Source organism: Pantoea sp. Acro-807 (assembly GCF_011752675.1).
Lineage (GTDB): Bacteria > Pseudomonadota > Gammaproteobacteria > Enterobacterales > Enterobacteriaceae > Pantoea > Pantoea eucrina.
Genome location: NZ_VWXE01000001.1, coordinates 1189222 through 1206534 on the forward strand (window position 1 = coordinate 1189222; position 17313 = coordinate 1206534).

At 57.7% G+C, this 17313-nt stretch carries 17 protein-coding genes; 6 read left to right on the forward strand and 11 right to left on the reverse strand.

What is annotated here, in order from left to right; translation table 11 throughout:
* Window positions 1-7: 7 nt before the first annotated feature.
* From ruvA to aspS, 5 genes are all read right to left on the reverse strand, one after another.
* A complete protein-coding gene (ruvA, locus tag F3J39_RS05705) occupies window positions 8-622 on the reverse strand; it encodes a Holliday junction branch migration protein RuvA (protein WP_039384888.1) in 615 nt (204 codons plus the stop codon).
* Between the two features lie 141 nt (window positions 623-763).
* On the reverse strand, window positions 764-1291 hold the full coding sequence (ruvC, locus tag F3J39_RS05710) for a crossover junction endodeoxyribonuclease RuvC (protein ID WP_039384890.1): 528 nt from the start codon (window positions 1289-1291) through the stop codon (window positions 764-766).
* 36 nt (window positions 1292-1327) lie between these two features.
* On the reverse strand, window positions 1328-2071 hold the full coding sequence (locus tag F3J39_RS05715; protein ID WP_039384891.1) for a YebC/PmpR family DNA-binding transcriptional regulator: 744 nt from the start codon (window positions 2069-2071) through the stop codon (window positions 1328-1330).
* A 270-nt stretch (window positions 2072-2341) separates the two neighbouring features.
* Window positions 2342-2773 (reverse strand): dihydroneopterin triphosphate diphosphatase, encoded by a 432-nt coding sequence (nudB, locus tag F3J39_RS05720; protein ID WP_039384893.1) that lies wholly within the window; start codon window positions 2771-2773, stop codon window positions 2342-2344.
* Window positions 2773-4554 carry an aspartate--tRNA ligase gene (aspS, locus tag F3J39_RS05725; RefSeq protein ID WP_039384894.1) on the reverse strand — a complete coding sequence of 594 codons (1782 nt, stop codon included), beginning with the start codon at window positions 4552-4554 and terminating at the stop codon, window positions 2773-2775. The genes nudB and aspS overlap by 1 nt, the downstream gene beginning before the upstream one ends.
* A gap of 201 nt (window positions 4555-4755) precedes the next feature.
* Here aspS and F3J39_RS05730 point away from each other — a divergent pair, with 201 nt between their 5' ends.
* The 3 genes from F3J39_RS05730 to cmoB all read left to right on the forward strand — a co-directional run bounded on the left by F3J39_RS05730 (window position 4756) and on the right by cmoB (window position 7348).
* Complete coding sequence (locus F3J39_RS05730) at window positions 4756-5577, forward strand: DUF72 domain-containing protein (RefSeq protein ID WP_071668892.1); 822 nt, start codon at window positions 4756-4758, stop codon at window positions 5575-5577.
* A 77-nt stretch (window positions 5578-5654) separates the two neighbouring features.
* Window positions 5655-6383: a carboxy-S-adenosyl-L-methionine synthase CmoA gene (gene cmoA / locus F3J39_RS05735; protein ID WP_039385978.1), complete on the forward strand. Its 729-nt coding sequence runs from the start codon at window positions 5655-5657 to the stop codon at window positions 6381-6383.
* Window positions 6380-7348 carry a tRNA 5-methoxyuridine(34)/uridine 5-oxyacetic acid(34) synthase CmoB gene (cmoB, locus tag F3J39_RS05740; protein ID WP_039384896.1) on the forward strand — a complete coding sequence of 323 codons (969 nt, stop codon included), beginning with the start codon at window positions 6380-6382 and terminating at the stop codon, window positions 7346-7348. Before cmoA ends, cmoB begins: the two co-directional genes overlap by 4 nt.
* 45 nt (window positions 7349-7393) lie before the next feature.
* On the opposite strand, the gene F3J39_RS05745 is transcribed toward cmoB, so the two are convergent.
* On the reverse strand, window positions 7394-8242 hold the full coding sequence (locus F3J39_RS05745; RefSeq protein ID WP_039384901.1) for a hypothetical protein: 849 nt from the start codon (window positions 8240-8242) through the stop codon (window positions 7394-7396).
* 268 nt (window positions 8243-8510) lie between these two features.
* A complete protein-coding gene (gene cutC, locus F3J39_RS05750) occupies window positions 8511-9263 on the reverse strand; it encodes a copper homeostasis protein CutC (RefSeq protein ID WP_071668894.1) in 753 nt (250 codons plus the stop codon).
* Window positions 9264-9348: 85 nt separating this feature from the next.
* Here cutC and F3J39_RS05755 point away from each other — a divergent pair, with 85 nt between their 5' ends.
* Complete coding sequence (locus tag F3J39_RS05755) at window positions 9349-10488, forward strand: PatB family C-S lyase (protein WP_166713928.1); 1140 nt, start codon at window positions 9349-9351, stop codon at window positions 10486-10488.
* Here F3J39_RS05755 and F3J39_RS05760 read toward each other — a convergent pair.
* Window positions 10485-11045: a VOC family protein gene (locus F3J39_RS05760; RefSeq protein WP_094111062.1), complete on the reverse strand. Its 561-nt coding sequence runs from the start codon at window positions 11043-11045 to the stop codon at window positions 10485-10487. The genes F3J39_RS05755 and F3J39_RS05760 overlap by 4 nt on opposite strands.
* A 310-nt stretch (window positions 11046-11355) precedes the next feature.
* Between F3J39_RS05760 and F3J39_RS18915 the strand changes: the two genes are divergently transcribed.
* Window positions 11356-11478: a hypothetical protein gene (locus F3J39_RS18915; protein ID WP_255402039.1), complete on the forward strand. Its 123-nt coding sequence runs from the start codon at window positions 11356-11358 to the stop codon at window positions 11476-11478.
* A gap of 174 nt (window positions 11479-11652) precedes the next feature.
* Window positions 11653-13383, forward strand: a complete 1731-nt coding sequence (argS, locus tag F3J39_RS05765) for an arginine--tRNA ligase (RefSeq protein WP_104085103.1) — start codon at window positions 11653-11655, stop codon at window positions 13381-13383.
* Window positions 13384-13428: 45 nt separating this feature from the next.
* Here argS and F3J39_RS05770 read toward each other — a convergent pair whose 3' ends face one another.
* The 3 genes from F3J39_RS05770 to flhB are packed head-to-tail and all read right to left on the reverse strand — an operon-like array spanning window position 13429 to window position 17064.
* Window positions 13429-13830: a flagellar protein FlhE gene (locus F3J39_RS05770; RefSeq protein ID WP_071668897.1), complete on the reverse strand. Its 402-nt coding sequence runs from the start codon at window positions 13828-13830 to the stop codon at window positions 13429-13431.
* A complete protein-coding gene (gene flhA, locus F3J39_RS05775) occupies window positions 13830-15917 on the reverse strand; it encodes a flagellar biosynthesis protein FlhA (protein ID WP_039384912.1) in 2088 nt (695 codons plus the stop codon). Before flhA ends, F3J39_RS05770 begins: the two co-directional genes overlap by 1 nt.
* On the reverse strand, window positions 15910-17064 hold the full coding sequence (gene flhB / locus F3J39_RS05780) for a flagellar biosynthesis protein FlhB (RefSeq protein ID WP_039384913.1): 1155 nt from the start codon (window positions 17062-17064) through the stop codon (window positions 15910-15912). Before flhB ends, flhA begins: the two co-directional genes overlap by 8 nt.
* Between the last annotated feature and the right edge of the window lie 249 nt (window positions 17065-17313).

Genomic DNA, 17313 nt, shown 5'->3' on the forward strand with positions numbered 1-17313 from the left:
TGTTACCTCAGATAGCTGCACGCAGCGCTTCGCGGATCAGGGTTTCGCAGTCTGCGTCAGGTTTGCCCACTTTGCTGATCATGCGGCTGGCTTCCTGCGGTTTATATCCCAGCGCCACCAGCGCAGCCGCCGCTTCTGCTTCAGCGTCGTTGCTCTCCGGCGCGACCGCTGGGGTCGTCAGCGTGAAGGCTGAGTCGCCGCCAAAGAGGTCGCCATGCATGCCTTTAAAGCGATCTTTCATCTCAACCACCAGGCGCTCAGCGGTTTTTTTGCCGACACCCGGCAGCTTCACCAGCGAGGCGACCTCTTCACGCTCAACAGCGGTCACAAACTGCTGCGCTGACATGCCCGATAGGATCGCCAGCGCCAGCTTGGGGCCAACGCCGTTGACTTTGATCAGCTCGCGAAAGAGCGCGCGCTCCTGTTTGCTGTTGAAACCAAACAGCAGCTGGGCATCTTCACGCACCACGAAATGGGTGAAAATGACCGCCTCCTGGGCGATCTCCGGCAGCTCGTAGAAGCAGGTCATTGGCATATGCACTTCATAACCGACGCCGTGCGCTTCAAGCAGCACCAGCGGCGGCTGTTTTTCCAGAATGTTGCCTCGTAAACGACCAATCACCTGAGCAATTCCTTAATCTGTGAGTAAGCGGTGCAGGGTATTCCCTGTGACCAGCGCAGCCGCTGGCGGTGTGATAGCGGCTATGTATAACATAAAAAAGGCTGGATGCATATCCAGCCTGTTAGCGCGTCTGATGGCAGCTTAACCCGAGCGCAGCCGCCCGCGCGTCATCACCAGTTTGCTGTCGCTCATGCGCGCCGCATTCTGGCTAACGTGGCAGTGGGTGATGGCGATAGCCAGCGCATCTGCCGCATCCGCCTGCGGGTTGGCCGGCAGTTTCAGCAGCGTGCGGACCATATGCTGCACCTGGCTCTTCTCCGCCCCGCCGGTTCCGGTAACCGTCTGTTTGACCTGCCGCGCCGCATATTCAAACACCGGCAAATCGGCATTGACCGCGGCCACAATCGCTGCGCCGCGAGCCTGGCCAAGTTTCAGTGCCGAATCCGCATTTTTCGCCATAAACACCTGCTCAATCGCAAAGTAGTCAGGCGAAAACTGCGTGATGATTTCGCAGACGCCGGCATAAATCAGCTTCAGGCGTCCCGGTAAATCGGTCACGTTGGTGCGGATACAGCCGCTGCCCAGGTAGCTCAGCTGACGGCCGGTCTGACGGATAACGCCGTAGCCGGTAATGCGCGAGCCGGGGTCAATCCCGAGAATAATCGCCACAGCACGCCTCCGGTTGCCGGAAAAATAACCACGCCATTACAGCGTTTCCGCCACCTCGTCAGAGATCTCACCGTTGTGATAAACCTCCTGCACGTCGTCGCAATCTTCCAGCATATCGATCAGCCGCAGCAGTTTTGGTGCCGTTTCTGCATCCAGTTCCGCTTTGGTTGACGGGATCATGGAGACTTCAGCGCTGTCAGCTTTCAGACCGCCCGCTTCCAGCGTATCACGCACGTTGCCCAGCTCTTCCCACGCTGTGAAGACATCGATGGCACCGTCATCATAGCTCACCACATCTTCCGCACCCGCTTCCAGTGCTGCTTCCATCACCGCATCTTCATCCTGACCCGGAGCAAAGGAGATCACTCCTTTTTTGCTGAAGAGATAGGAGACAGAGCCGTCAGTGCCCAGATTACCGCCGGTTTTGGTGAAGGCGTGGCGCACTTCTCCGACGGTACGGTTACGGTTGTCACTCAGGCATTCGATCATTACCGCAGAGCCGCCCGGACCGTAGCCTTCATAAATGATGGTTTCCATATTGGAATCATCTTCGCCGCCGACGCCGCGTGCAATGGCGCGGTTCATGGTGTCGCGCGTCATGTTATTTGAGAGCGCTTTATCCATCGCTGCGCGCAGACGCGGGTTAGAACCTGCATCGCCGCCGCCCAGCTTCGCGGCAGTGACCAGCTCGCGAATGATTTTAGTAAAGATCTTGCCGCGCTTGGCGTCCTGCGCCGCCTTACGATGTTTTGTGTTCGCCCATTTACTGTGACCAGCCATCTTACATTTTCTCCGATCTTTTACAGGGTGCAGGCTATCTTGCCTGCGCTCTTATCCCCGGCAGCATCCACGCCATCCGCACGCAGAGATCTGCGCGGCGGTGGTGGCGCTGACGATGAACAATTGCGCTGCGCCGATAACGCCTGACTGCTCAATGTTAGCGGTGCGGTTTGATAAAACAGCACACGATAGTTGGACGAAGGGAATACGCTTCGTCGAATGTGTGGAATTTACCCTGGTTGCCACCGGAAAACACGCGGCGGCGCTCGCTCAGATAAACTCTTCAATCGCCTGGCGATTGCTCCAGGATTTGGTTAACGCCGCAGCCTCTTCAGCGATCAGCCAGCGGGCAGCCAGGTGCTCACTCAGCAGCGGCATCCGTTCAGCCGGCAGCGCCAGCCGGAACCAGTGCTCGCGATTGTGCGTTATGCCTGGTGCATAGCGGTGACGAAAATGAGGGAAGATCTCAAATTCAATCTGCCGCTGGCAATCTTCAAGCTGCAGCCCTTCGCCACAGATATCGATCGCCAGCTCTTCCGCCACTTCGCGTGCTGCAGCCTGAGCCGGCGTTTCACCCGGCTCCAGACTGCCGGTGACCGACTGCCAGAAGCCGTGATCGTCGCGCCGCTGCAGCATCAACACCCGGCCGGTATCTCGCGCAAAGATCACCACCAGCACCGATACCGGATGTTTAAAGCCCATTACTGCTGCTCTGGCTTTTCTTTCTTCGCGACAATCTGAATGCCCAGATCGCTCAGCGCAGCTGGATTTGCCAGGCTTGGTGCTTCCGTCATCATACAGGCTGCCGCCGTGGTTTTCGGGAAAGCGATCACGTCACGAATATTATCGGTTCCGGTGAGCAGCATAGTCAGACGATCAAGGCCAAACGCCAGACCGGCGTGCGGCGGCGTACCATATTTGAGCGCGTTCAGCAGGAAGCCAAACTTCTCCTGCTGTTCTTCAGCCGTAATGCCGAGAATGCTGAACACGGTCTGCTGCATCGTCCCGTTGTGGATACGCACAGAGCCGCCGCCCACTTCGTAGCCGTTGATCACCATATCGTAGGCATTAGCCACTGCCTGCGTCGGCTCGGCTGCCAGCTGCTCCGCCGTAAGCGACTTAGGTGAGGTAAACGGATGGTGCATCGCTGCCAGACCGCCTTCGTCATCCTCTTCAAACATCGGAAAGTCGATGACCCAGAGCGGTGCCCAGGCTTTCTCGTCGGTGATCTTCAGGTCGCGGCCAGCTTTCAGGCGCAGTGCACCCAGCGCATCCGCCACAACTTTAGCGCGATCGGCGCCAAAGAAGATCAGATCGCCATCCTGCGCGCCGGTGCGATCCAGAATCGCTTCCACGATCTCAGGCGTCAGGAATTTAGCCACCGGACTTTGCACGCCTTCAGCGCCACTGGCGCGGGCGTTGATTTTCATCCATGCCAGGCCACGTGCACCATAAATCTCAACAAACTTCGTATATTCATCAATCTGCTTACGCGTCAGCGTCGCACCGCCCGGCACGCGCAGCGCAGCAACCCGTCCTTTGGCGTCGTTCGCCGGACCAGAGAACACCTTAAACTCTACGTCTTTCAGCAGATCGGCAACGTCCACCAGTTCCATCGGATTACGCAGATCGGGTTTATCAGAGCCGTAGCGGTTCATCGCTTCTGCAAACGTCATCAGCGGGAAATCACCCAGATCAACGCCTTTGATCTCAAGCCAGAGCTCGCGGATCAGGCGCTCCATCTTCTCCCGCACCTCTTCCGCGCTCATAAAGGAGGTTTCAACGTCGATTTGCGTAAATTCAGGCTGGCGATCGGCCCGCAGATCTTCATCGCGGAAGCATTTTACAATCTGATAGTAGCGATCGAAGCCGGACATCATCAGCAGCTGCTTAAACAGCTGTGGCGACTGCGGCAGCGCATAGAACTTGCCTTTATGCACGCGGCTTGGCACCAGATAGTCGCGCGCGCCTTCCGGCGTTGCTTTGGTCAGCATCGGCGTTTCAATATCCAGGAAACCTTCACTGTCCATAAAGCGGCGAACAAAGCTGGTAATTCTGGCGCGCGTTTTCAGGCGCTGTGCCATCTCCGGGCGACGCAGATCGAGGTAACGATAGGTCAGACGCGCTTCTTCGCTATTGACCTGGTTGGAGTCCAGCGGCAGCGGCTCCGCGCGATTAATGATGGTCAGCGCGTGGGCAAACACTTCGATATCGCCAGTCGCCATATCGCTGTTGCGGTTTTTCTCTTCACGCGCGCGCACCGTACCGGTGATCTGGATGCAGAATTCGTTGCGCAGCTCAGACGCCAGCTGGAAAGCCTCCTGATAATCGGCATCAAAAAACACCTGAGCGATCCCTTCGCGGTCACGCATATCGATAAAAATCAGGCTGCCGAGATCGCGACGGCGATTAACCCAGCCGCAGAGAGTAACTTGCTGACCCACATGAGACAGGTTGAGCTGTCCGCAATATTCTGTACGCATAACGTATCCTTTTAACTTCGCCGCTGCTGCCAGGCAGCATCAGGGCGCGTAACCTCTGAAGATGCTGCCGCAAAAAAGGCAGCTATTATAATGGAAAAAGCCAGGCAGGATAAGTAGAGCTGCTGCAAAGCAGCTAATTCATCGGCATTTATGCGTTATCCTCTGCCCGCTTTCTCTTACAACCGGCATCCGGAGTCCGTTTTGACGCTTCGTATTGGTCTACCACAATGGCATCACCCGCAGTGGAAACAGTTTGGTCTGCACACGCTGGAGGATTATGCGCGTCTGTTTAGCTGCGTAGAAGGGAATACAACGCTGTATGCGCTGCCAAAACCTGAGGTGGTGCAGCGCTGGCGCGACATGACGCATGACGATTTCCGCTTCTGCTTTAAATTTCCCGCAACCATCTCTCATCAGGCTGCTCTGCGTAATTGTGATGATTTAGTCAGCGATTTTTTTCGCCTGCTGGATCCGCTCAGCACGCGCCTGGGGCAATACTGGCTGCAGCTGCCCGCCAGTTTTTCACCGGCACAGCTTGACGATCTGTGGCGCTTTCTGGATAGCCTGCCGCGCAGCTTCAGCTATGGCGTTGAAGTGCGTCATCAGGCATTTTTTGCCCGTGGCGAGGCGGAGCGCCAGCTAAACCGTGGCCTGCACGCGCGCGGCGTTAACCGGGTGGTACTCGACAGCCGGCCGGTGCACGCTTCTGCCTCACAATCGGCTGCCGCTATCGACGCGCGGGCGAAAAAACCGCGCGTGCCGCCACATGCGGTGCGCACCGGCACTCAGCCGATGGTCCGGTTTATCGGCAGCGATAGCGTGGCAGAGAGCGAAGCCCTCTTTCCGCCGTGGCGCAGCAAGCTGGCAGCGTGGCAGACAGAGAGCGATCCGCTGCTGTTTATTCATACGCCGGATATGGGAGAGGTGTTTCCGCTGGTGCAGGCGCTCTGGCCACAGCTGCAGGCGCTGGAACCCGGCCTGCGCGACCTGCCAGCGTGGCCGCAGCAGAGCGCGCTGTTCTGAGCAGGGAAACGGGTGCAGCAGAGGCGACTTTCTGCCAGAATAGCGCCCTTTCCGTTTTTCTCTTCGGATTTTCCATTATGTCTGACCGCGATACGCTATTTTCCGCACCTATCGATAAGCTGGGTGACTGGACCTTTGACGAGCGCGTGGCTGAAGTCTTCCCCGATATGATTCAGCGCTCGGTGCCCGGCTACTCCAACATCATTTCAATGATTGGTATGCTGGCAGAACGCTTTGTACAGCCCGACAGCCAGGTGTATGACCTCGGGTGTTCACTGGGGGCCGCCACTCTTTCGGTGCGCCGCAATATCCGCGTACCCGGCTGCCAGATTATTGCCGTGGATAATTCGCCGGCGATGGTTGAGCGCTGCCGCCGCCATATCGACGCCTTTCGTGCCGATACGCCGGTACAGGTGCTGGAGGCTGATATCCGCGATATCGAAATTGAGAACGCTTCGCTGGTGGTGCTCAACTTTACGCTGCAGTTTCTGGCGCCTGACGCCCGCATTGCGCTGCTGGAAAAAATTGCCCGCGGCCTGAATCCCGGCGGCGCCCTGGTGCTGTCAGAAAAGTTCAGCTTTGAAGATGCTGAGGTGGGCGAACTGCTGTTTAACATGCATCACGATTTCAAGCGTGCCAACGGCTACAGCGAACTGGAGATTAGCCAGAAGCGCAGCATGCTGGAGAATGTCATGCTGACCGACAGCGTGGAAACGCACAAAGCCCGCCTTAAAGCGGCGGGCTTTGCTCATGCAGAACTCTGGTTCCAGTGCTTCAACTTTGGTTCACTGGTGGCGCTGAAATGATCGACTTTGGCCGTTTTTATCAGCAAATCGCCACCGGCCCGCTGGCGAGCTGGCTGGAAGTTCTGCCGGCGCAAATCGCGGCCTGGCAGCGTGACAATCTGCACGGACATTTTCGCAACTGGGAAAAAGCGGTGGAGTATCTGCCGCTGCTGACGCCGCAAACGCTGGATCTGGTGCACAGCGTCAGCGCGCAGCGTGACGATCTGACCGATCGCCAGCGCGCCGGTATTGAAAAGCTGCTGCGTAATCTGATGCCGTGGCGTAAAGGCCCCTATGCGCTTTACGGTACGGAGATCGACACGGAATGGCGCTCTGACTGGAAATGGGATCGGGTGTTACCCCATATCTCTCCGCTCGCCGGGCGGACGATTCTGGACGTTGGCTGCGGCAGCGGCTATCACATGTGGCGTATGCTGGGCGCTGGCGCGCAGATGGTGGTGGGCATCGACCCGATGCAGCTGTTTCTCTGCCAGTTCGAAGCGGTACGCAAGCTGCTGGGTGACGATCGCCGCGCGCATCTGCTGCCGCTCGGCATTGAACAGCTGCCCGCGCTGCAGGCGTTTGATACCGTATTCTCAATGGGCGTGCTCTACCACCGCCGTTCACCGCTCGATCATCTGCTGCAGCTGAAAAATCAGCTGGTGAGCGAGGGTGAGCTGGTGCTGGAAACGCTGGTGATTGAGGGCGATGAACATGCCGTCCTGGTACCGGGTGAGCGCTATGCGCAGATGCGCAACGTCTACTTTATTCCGTCAGCGGCAGCGCTGAAAGGCTGGCTGGAGAAGTGCGGTTTTGTTGATGTACGCATTGCCGACTATGCGGTCACGTCCGTGGAAGAGCAGCGTCGCACCAGCTGGATGACCAGCGAGTCGCTGGCAGAGTTTCTCGATCCGGCCGATAGCAGCAAAACGGTTGAGGGTTACCCCGCGCCGCTGCGCGCCGTACTGGTTGCCCGCAAGCCCTGAAAATACGCGCCGCGACGGCATCGCGGCGCGTCAGGTATTATCCTGCTACTGCTCATCTGCTGACCGATCCCAGTACTGATATTTATAGGCGGAAGTAAGATGACGCTCGATAGTGCCTTTGGCAAACACCTCTTTTTCGTGCAGAAAACTCAGCGTACAGTTGCCGGCTTCATCCCAGAGCTGACAGGTGTCCGTAGAGTGCAGCGTGCTGACCGGCGTGGTCGCCAGCCCGCTTAATCCCAGCTCGCGCCACTGCTTATCGTAACGCCAGATCTCCCGGCTGCGCGCGCTTTGCGTCTCAACCACCCGATCCTGCGCATTCCAGCGCCAGCGGTTTTCACCGTTATTTTGTTTATCGCTGCCGCGCGTGACGCTCTTCTGCACCCGTAATCGCGGGTCGTAATGATAGGCGATCGCTGCAGAACCCTCACTGCCCATATTCACGAATTTATCGGTAGCGCTGATGATGTTTCCCTGCGGCCCTTTGCGCCAGCTCAGCGTACCCTGTCGCTGATCCACCACTTCTTCACGCCCCGACTTAATCGCGGTAACCCGCCAGGCGTACTCCGCTACCCAGCCGCGCTGTACGCGGGCAATATGCTGCTCCATGCTCAGCACAATATTCCCTTCGCGCTTATCGTAGCTGATATCAGCCACCATCAGGTCGCCGCAGCGGTCAAACTGGCCCAGCACGCGTTTCTGGGAGTCAACGTCTTTACCAAACTCCCCGGCAATAACCTGCCGCACCGCGCCTTTTGCCGCGCCGCCCAGCAGGATCCAGAGATTGCTGCTGCTGATGTTATGGCTGAGCGGCGGACAGGGAGCGGTGGCCGCCTGCGTCGGGCAGGCAGCTAAATATGTCAGCAACAGCGTTGCACAAAGGTGGCATTTCATAGGGTTATCCGCATGGAGCCATCTGTTAAGCAAAGCACCTTTTCCGGCAAATCGCTATGCAGATGGCGGGCGGAGAAGAAAATTATGCCGGGTATAGCGAATATACAAGGGGCTGAATCAACCGCAGAACAGGCTATGTTTGCCGGCAGCCGGCTCACCTGCGCGTTTTTAACGGCATAAAAAAAACCCCAGCAAATGACTGGGGCGTGGTACTTGCAAACATCACGTCAGGGTTGGTGGCGTGCTGTGCGGCAAAATCGATAGCGGATCAGGCGACCCGGTTAACGTTCATCTGCATCATACTTTTCATGGCTTCTATTACGTCACCATCAACGCAGGAACGGCTGAATTCATCGGTTTCTGCTTCGGCGCACATCGAAACACCCGCTTTGCGATAGCGCATAGGGGAAGCGATGGCGCGACTGGCTGAGCTGTGGACCTCCTGCAAGCCGCAATCCAGAAACTTCTGCAGATTGCTCAGGCGTACACCAGCACCGGCCATAATGATTGGACCCGTGCTTAATTGATTAAGTTCCCTGAGTAGTGCAATTCCTGTTTCTGCACTCTGCTGCTGGCCTGACGTCAGAATGCGCGCGACACCCAGATCGGTCAGCACCTCCAGCGCCCGCCTGGGGCTGTGGCACAGATCAAACGCCCGGTGAAACGTCACGGCCAGGCCATCGCACAGTTGCATAATCTGCTGCATACGCGGCACATCGATATGCGCATCTTCATCCAGAACGCCCACGACGACGCCGGGAAAGCCCCATTCGCGTATCTGCGCGATATCCGATTTCATGATGTCAAACTCCAGACGGGAGTAGCAAAAATCGCCGCCGCGCGGCCGGATGATGGGATGCACCGGAATAGTCAGCTCGCGCAGCGCGGCCTGCAGCATGCCCGCTGATGGCGTCAGCCCGCCCTCGCGCGGGGCGCTGCAAAGCTCTACGCGATCGGCACCGGCGCGCTGGGCGGTCACTGCGCAATCAATGCCGTAGCAACAAATTTCCAGTTTCGTCATCGGTTTCTCCTTATCACGACTGCTGGCTCAGAGGGGGTAGCTTCGGTTAGTCTGTTACTCACTCATTTTACGTGGAAAGCGCACTATGGTATTCGATTTTGATCAACGGATAGACCGCGGTCACAGTGATAGTCTTAAATGGCACAAATATCGTGACCGTGATGTGCTGCCACTCTGGATTGCAGATACCGATTTTCGCTCGCCACCCTGTATTATTGAGGCCATTCAAAAACGAGTCGCACACGGCGTATTTGGTTACGGTGTCACGCCTGCCGGACTGACAGAGATTACCGTGCAGCGCATGGCGGAGCGTTATGACTGGATTATCAGGCCGGAATGGATAGTGATATTGCCGGGTGTGGTAAGCGGACTTAACATTGCCGTGCGTGCTTTTACCGCAGCCGGAGAACGTACCGTGGCGCCTGCGCCCATCTATCCGCCGTTTCGCGGCGCTTCCCGGCTGGCCGATCGCGCGCAGCTCAGTCTGCCGCTGCAGCGGACAAAAGATCGCTGGGTCATGGACATAGATCGGGCGGAGATGACGGGCAACGAGCGACTGCTGATGCTGTGCAACCCGCAAAACCCCGGCGGCACGGTATACCGGCGCGATGAACTCTCCCGCCAGCTCGCATTTGCGCAACGCCACGATCTTATCGTCTGTTCAGATGAGATCCATGCCGATCTGGTGCTTACGCCGGGCGTGCAGCACACGCCGTTTGCCGCGCTGAGTGAGGATGCCGCACAGCGCAGCATAACGCTTATCTCTCCCTCTAAAAGTTTTAATATCGCCGGGCTGGGCGCCTCTATGGCCATTATTCCCGATGATACGTTACGTCGGCGCTTTAAGCAGGTGCGTGAGGGGATCGTGCCGGGCGTGGATATTCTGGCGCTGGTTGCCGCCGAGGCGGCGTGGCGCGAGGGTGATGCGTGGCTGCAGGCGCAAATTTCCTATCTGCGCGCAAACCGCGACTGGCTGGCGAGCCGCATTGATGCACTGCCCGGCCTCGATATGGTCGTGCCGGACGCGACCTATCTCGGCTGGATTGACGCCAGCGGCCTGCAGAGTGAAAACCCGGCGCGCTATTTTGAGCAGTACGGGCTCGGCTTCTCGCCCGGAGGCGATTTTGGCGATGACCGCTTTGTCCGCTTCAATTTTGGCTGCACGCGCGCCACCCTGCAGGAAGCGGCAGCGCGCCTGAAGCAGGCGGTGGAAGCCCGGTGTTAATCGCGCTCGCTGGCGACAATCTCTTCAAGTCGCCAGGGGTGAAATTTAATCGTGGTTTCACCATCGGTGACGGCCAGCACAGGATTAGGCAGGCGTTCATTCTCGCCCTGCGGCGCGCTGGTTTTAAAAGAGATGCCGGGCTGCGTCAACGCCGCATCAGAGAGCAGCGCCATGGCGCGCATGCCCAGCGTTTCCGGCTCACCGCGCAGGACGATCTCAATATGTTCCCAGCCCTCGTGCCGGTACAGCTTCGCGCCCGGCCAGGGCAGCTCAATCACATCAATCTGCTGCCCTGCCAGCGTGACCGGCTGCCGGAGTTTAAACAGACAGATCGGTCGACCGTTAATCATCGCTTCTGAAAAGAGCTCACCAATCTGCAAAAAGCCGCGCTTCCAGCGTTCGGCGGTAGCAAACTGGTGACAGCGCACGGCCAGATGATCAATCTCGTGTGCCTGCGGTGAAAGTCCGAGTCGCGCAGCAAAAGCCTGCAGCGCCTGCTCAAAACGGCAAAAATCTTCTGTTAAATCGTCTAACTCCGGGGGAAAGTCCAGCTTCATTACCTGAAACCTCAACGTCTGTTCAGTGAAATTAATCATTAAAATCAATATGCCAGCTTTTTCAGCCAGACAAAACCTTCGGATTCATCCGATTTAGTCAATAAAAACCGCCAAAACCAGATAAAAACAGGCTTACATTCAGATTATTCGCCTAATCAGGGCCAGGCTTAACTTTATAAAAACAAGCTAAGCTTATGATTAAATTGACGAATCTTTACACAATGAGATAACTCTTATTTGGCCGCCAATGAATTGCAGATAACCCCCCTTTCTTATAAATTTGAGTTTCTACCTCACAAGGAACGGCTCTATGTCTATGCTCATTGTTGTCGCGGTTCTCATTGCATTAACGGGATTCGCCATTTCCCGTCACTGGAAGGTGCGTGAAGACAAAAGCGTCAAAAATCCTCGTCGTCACCCGCGCCGCCGTTAATCGGCGCGCGGTTTTGCCGTCAGCTGACCAGTCCGGGCCGACTGCTGTTGCTGACGCATCCTAACATTTCACGTATACTTCCCCTCTCTTTTTTTCCGTCCCGACACAAGCGCGGGATGATGGTATCGGCTCGTCCTCTGCTGACGGGCCTTTTCAGCATATGAAGGTAACGCGGTGAATATTCAGGCTCTTCTTTCCGATAAAGTCAGTCAGGCGATGCGTGCAGCGGGTGCGCCCGACGATTGCGAACCGCTGGTTCGTCAGTCAGCTAAAGTCCAGTTTGGTGATTATCAGGCGAACGGCATCATGGGCGCGGCAAAACGGCTGGGCCAGGCACCGCGTCAGCTGGCTGAACAGGTGGTGAAGCATCTGGATCTGACCGGCATTGCCAGTCATACCGAGATTGCAGGGCCTGGCTTTATCAATATTTTCCTCGATCGCCAGTGGCTGGCACAGCAGGCCGCGCAGGCGCTGCAGCAGCCCGATCTCGGCGTCAGCAAACCTGAACCGCAAACCATTGTTATCGACTACTCGGCACCTAACGTGGCGAAAGAGATGCACGTGGGCCACGTGCGCTCCACCATCATCGGCGATGCGGCAGTGCGGACGCTGGAGTTTCTGGGTCACAATGTGATCCGGGCTAACCACGTCGGCGACTGGGGTACGCAGTTTGGCATGCTTATCGCCTATCTGGAAAAGCAGCAGAATGAAGATCATGCTGATATTGCTCTCGCCGATCTGGAAGCATTTTATCGCGAAGCAAAGCGTACTTACGATGAAGATGAAGCGTTCGCCGCGCGCGCGCGCAGTTATGTCGTCAAGCTGCAGGGCGGCGATGAGTATTGTCGCACCATGTGGAAAAAGCTGGTGGATATCACCATGAGCCAGAATCAGCTGGTTTATGACCGTCTGAATGTCACTCTGACGCGTAATGATGTCATGGGAGAGAGCCTCTACAACGATATGCTGCCAGGCATTGTCGCTGACCTGCGTGAAAAGGGTCTGGCGGTCACCAGCGAAGGCGCGACGGTGGTTTTCCTTGATGAGTATAAAAACAAGGAAGGCGAGCCGATGGGCGTTATCATCCAGAAAAAGGATGGCGGCTATCTCTATACCACTACCGATATCGCCTGCGCAAAATATCGCTATGAAACGCTGCATGCCGATCGCGTGCTCTACTATATCGACTCACGCCAGCATCAGCACCTGCAGCAGGCATGGACCATCGTACGTAAAGCGGGCTACGTGCCAGCCTCCGTGCCCCTTGAGCACCACGCCTTCGGCATGATGCTGGGCAAAGATGGCCGTCCGTTTAAAACCCGCAGCGGTGGCACCATTAAGCTGGCGGATCTGCTGGATGAAGCCGTTGAACGTGCCCACACGCTGGTCAGCGCTAAAAATCCGGAGATGTCGCCGCAGGAACTGGCCGATCTGGCGGAAATTGTTGGCATCGGCGCGGTTAAATATGCCGATCTCTCCAAGAGCCGTACCACAGATTACATTTTCGACTGGGACAACATGCTGGCATTTGAGGGCAATACCGCGCCTTATATGCAGTATGCCTATACCCGCGTCCTGTCGGTGTTCCGTAAAGCGGGTCTGGATGCAGAGACCCTGAGCGGTGAGATTACGCTGACGGATGAGCGCGAAGCGCTGCTGGCCACGCGCCTGCTGCAGTTTGAAGAGGTGATCACGCAGGTTGCGCGTGATGGTACGCCGCATGTTATGTGTGCTTATCTGTATGACCTGGCCGGACTCTTCTCCGGCTTCTATGAGCACTGCCCGATTCTGGCGGCTGAAGAGGCGTCTGTACGCAACAGCCGCCTGCAGCTGGCGGCTCTCACCGCGAAGACCCTGAAACAGGGGCTGGATACGCTGGGGATTAAAACCGTCGAACGGATGTAATGACAGCAGCTGATAAAAAACCCGCCTTGTGCGGGTTTTTTGTTATTACCGATAGTTTACGGTCACTTCACTGCTGAGCACCCGCAGACCCGGCGGCAGCGCTCCCTGCCCCTGAAAGCCAAACGCCAGATAGAGCGGCTCTTCGGCCGGGATCAGCGCCAGACCGCGCGTGGATCCGCTGGCACCATCCAGCTCCACGCAGCGCTGGCTGGCGCAGAGGCGCACCACCAGCCCGGATGGTGCCGGACGGCTGAGCTGATAGCGCCAGTTCACCACGGCGATGTTGCCGGGTGCCGCAGAAGGCGCCCTGAGCGCTGGCGATAACAGCCAGCTGCCGCGTGCCCCAAGTCCGGGACCGCTGACGCTGGCGCTCCACGCACCGGTAGCGGCTATGCCCGCCAGCGGTGTGAACAGCAGCAGCAACATTAACGGATAGCAGCGCCGCATTATTTGCCTCCAATCGTGGCGGTCATGCGGATCTGGCGATTGTCACTCAGCTCCAGATTGGAAAGTACCACCAGCTGCGGCAGGTTACGCCGCAGGAAGCGCGCCAGCAGCGCACGCAGCGGATGGTTCACCAGCAGGACCGGCGGCGCACCGCTCATCTCCTGCTGCTGCAGCGCCGCCTGTGCCTGCATCAGCAGACGATCGGCCAGCCCTGGCTCCAGGCCACCGCCGCCCTGCAGCGCCTGCAGCAGCAGACGCTCCAGCATGGCATCCAGGCCAATAACCTGCACCTCTCCGCTGCCCGGGAACCACTGCTGGGTGATCGCCCGCCCCAGCGCCACGCGTACTACGCTGGTCAGCTCCTGTGGGTCGCTCTGCACCGGCGCGTGCTCCGCCAGCGTTTCGATGATGGTGCGCATATCCCTGATTGATACCCGCTCGGTAAGCAGGTTCTGCAGCACTTTATGCAGCGTGGTCAGGCTGATTACCCCCGGCACCAGATCTTCCGTCAGCTTCGGCATCTCCTGAGTAACGCGATCCAGCAGCTGCTGCGCCTCCTGCCGGCCAAACAGCTCGCTGGCGTACTGTCCAATCAGGTGGTTGAGGTGCGTTGCCACCACGGTGCTTGCCTCGACCACGGTATAACCCTGAATCTGCGCCTGCTCTTTCAGGGCGCTGTCGATCCAGATCGCCGCCAGGCCAAACGCCGGATCAACGGTAGGCTCGCCCGGCAGGCTGCCGGCTGCGGTGCCGGGATTAATGGCCATCCAGCGGCCAGGGTAGGCGTCACCGCTGCCAATCTCCACGCCTTTCATCAGAATGCGATAGCGTGCGGGCGGCAGCTCCATGTTGTCGCGGATATGTACCACCGGCGGCAGAAAACCAACCTCCTGTGCCACTTTCTTACGGATGCTGCGGATACGGCCCAGCAGCTCGCCATTCTGGGTATGGTCAACCATCGGAATGAGGCGATAGCCCACTTCCATTCCCAGCGAATCCTCCAGCTGAACGTCGGTCCAGGAGGCCTCAACCGTGGCGGGCGTCTCCTGGGTTTTCATCAGGCTGGCTGATTCAGGCTGCTTCTTCGGCTGCATCTCACGGCCGCGCAGCCACCAGGCAAGCCCGAGCAGCGCGCCGGTAAACAGCAGAAAGACAAAGTTAGGCATGCCGGGCACCAGACCAAGCAGGCCGATTACCCCGGCGCTGAGCATCAGCACGCGTGGATTATTAAACAGCTGCCCGACCATCTGCTCACCGACATCCTGGTCAGTGGCGACGCGGGTGACGATGACGCCTGCTGCCGTGGAGATCACCAGCGCCGGGATCTGCGCCACCAGGCCATCACCGATAGTCAGCAGCGTATAGGTCTCACCGGCGTGGCCAACATCCATCCCATGCTGCACAACGCCCACCAGCAGGCCGCCGATGACGTTGATTACCATGATGAGAATACCGGCGACGGCATCCCCGCGCACAAACTTGCTGGCACCATCCATTGAACCGTAGAAATCGGCCTCCTGCGTCACTTCGGAACGGCGACGCTTGGCCTCATCTTCACCAATCAGACCGGCGTTAAGATCGGCATCGATCGCCATCTGCTTGCCGGGCATTCCGTCCAGTACAAAGCGGGCGCCGACTTCCGCAATACGTCCGGCGCCTTTGGTGATGACCATGAAGTTGATGATCACCAGAATGATAAACACCACAATACCGATGGCAAAGTTACCACCGACCAGAAAGTGGCCAAACGCTTCTACGACGCGGCCCGCTGCGTCGGCCCCGGTATGCCCTTCCAGCAGAATGATACGGGTGGAGGCGACGTTCAGCGCCAGGCGTAATAGCGTTGAGAACAGCAGTATGGTGGGGAATGCCGCAAACTCCAGGGTGCGCTGGGTGAACATCGCCACCAGCAGCACCATGATCGATAGTGCGATATTAAAGGTAAACAGCAGATCGAGAATGAAGGCGGGCAGCGGCAGCACCATCATCGACAGGATCAACATTATCAGCACCGGTCCTGCCAGCACCTGCCATTGCGTCTCTTTAAAACTGCCCGGTAAACGCAGCTTTTCGGCCAGATTAGCCATCGTCTCTGTTCTCTCCTGCAAAGTCCATCTCTGCCGGGACCGGCAGATGCTTAGGTTTGGTCGGGATCAGGCCGCCTTCGCGCTTCCAGCGCCGCAGCTGCCAGACCCAGGCCAGCACTTCCGCTACGGCAGCGTACAGCGCACCGGGGATAAACTGACCAATTTCAGTATGCCGATAGAGCGCTCGCGCCAGCGGCGGCGCTTCAAGGATCGGCACGCGGTGCTCTTTTGCCACTTCACGAATGCGCAGCGCGATGTCACCTGCGCCTTTCGCCACCACTTTTGGCGCATTCATCTTGCCTTCCTGATACTGCAGCGCCACCGAGTAGTGCGTCGGGTTCGTCACAATCACGTCAGCTTTCGGTACATCAGCCATCATGCGGCGGCGGGCCGCCGCGCGCATCGCCTGGCGGATCCGCCCCTTCACGTGCGGATCGCCCTCATTCTGTTTATGTTCGTCGCGGATCTCCTGACGCGTCATGCGCAGCTTTTTGAAATAGCTGTAGAGCTGCCAGAACACATCAAAACCGACCATCGGAAACAGACCCAGCATCACCAGCCCGCAGCTGGTGGCGACCATACTCAGGCCATGGTGCAGCGCGTTAACCGGCGATTCCGCGATCAGCCGCAGCATCTCCTGCCAGTGGCTCCAGAGATACCAGCCCGCTACCACCCCTACCAGCACCGCCTTGAGGATCGCCTTCACCAGTTCAGCCGCGCTCTGGCCGGAAAAGAGGCGTTTTATGCCTGGCAGCGGGTTGAGCTTCTTAAAATCGAGTTTGATCGACTTACCGCTGATATGAATGCCGCCCAGCGCCATCGGGGCCGCCATGGCAACAATTACCAGCCCGCCCATCAGCGGCAGCAGCGCCACCACTGCCTGCATGACCAGATTGCCGATATGCGCCACAATAATTTTGTCATCGTTCACCATACCGTGATCGAAGCGAAAACCGGTTGCCACCATACGGGCAAGCTGCGTGGCCATGTGGGAACCGCCAAGCCAGAGGATCATCAGCCCGGTCAGCAGCATCAGCACCGATGTCAGCTCGCGCGATCGCGGGATCTGCCCCTCTTCCCGCGCTTTCTCAAGTCGGTGGGGGGTGGGCGATTCTGTTTTGTCCTCGCTGCTACTCTCTTCAGACACAGCACACCTCAGCTGGCAGAAATTCTGAGTACAGGATGACAAACTTACCCGGGAGTGAAGCGCGGATTAAACGACGAAATAACCTGCTTATTGCGTCATAAGTAAAATCGTTGTCGTGCCCTGTCCGTTTTCTCAGCAGAAACAGCGCACAAAAGACGTGACGCGATCGGGGTTTTGGGGATCTGAACAGGCGCGGAAAATCTTAAAATGAGAATTTTCTGCAAAGAGATCACATTATTAATTTCACTG

What these genes read in the sequence shown, in the direction of transcription:
- F3J39_RS05755 (WP_166713928.1), top strand. Translation starts at nt 9,349, where the DNA reads ATGGTATTCGATTTTGATCAACGGATAGACCGCGGTCACAGTGATAGT.
- cutC (WP_071668894.1), bottom strand. Translation starts at nt 9,263, where the DNA reads ATGACGAAACTGGAAATTTGTTGCTACGGCATTGATTGCGCAGTGACC.
- F3J39_RS05770 (WP_071668897.1), bottom strand. Translation starts at nt 13,830, where the DNA reads ATGCGGCGCTGCTATCCGTTAATGTTGCTGCTGCTGTTCACACCGCTG.
- nudB (WP_039384893.1), bottom strand. Translation starts at nt 2,773, where the DNA reads ATGGGCTTTAAACATCCGGTATCGGTGCTGGTGGTGATCTTTGCGCGA.
- cmoB (WP_039384896.1), top strand. Translation starts at nt 6,380, where the DNA reads ATGATCGACTTTGGCCGTTTTTATCAGCAAATCGCCACCGGCCCGCTG.
- F3J39_RS05760 (WP_094111062.1), bottom strand. Translation starts at nt 11,045, where the DNA reads ATGAAGCTGGACTTTCCCCCGGAGTTAGACGATTTAACAGAAGATTTT.
- F3J39_RS18915 (WP_255402039.1), top strand. Translation starts at nt 11,356, where the DNA reads ATGTCTATGCTCATTGTTGTCGCGGTTCTCATTGCATTAACGGGATTC.
- F3J39_RS05715 (WP_039384891.1), bottom strand. Translation starts at nt 2,071, where the DNA reads ATGGCTGGTCACAGTAAATGGGCGAACACAAAACATCGTAAGGCGGCG.
- F3J39_RS05745 (WP_039384901.1), bottom strand. Translation starts at nt 8,242, where the DNA reads ATGAAATGCCACCTTTGTGCAACGCTGTTGCTGACATATTTAGCTGCC.
- flhA (WP_039384912.1), bottom strand. Translation starts at nt 15,917, where the DNA reads ATGGCTAATCTGGCCGAAAAGCTGCGTTTACCGGGCAGTTTTAAAGAG.
- cmoA (WP_039385978.1), top strand. Translation starts at nt 5,655, where the DNA reads ATGTCTGACCGCGATACGCTATTTTCCGCACCTATCGATAAGCTGGGT.
- aspS (WP_039384894.1), bottom strand. Translation starts at nt 4,554, where the DNA reads ATGCGTACAGAATATTGCGGACAGCTCAACCTGTCTCATGTGGGTCAG.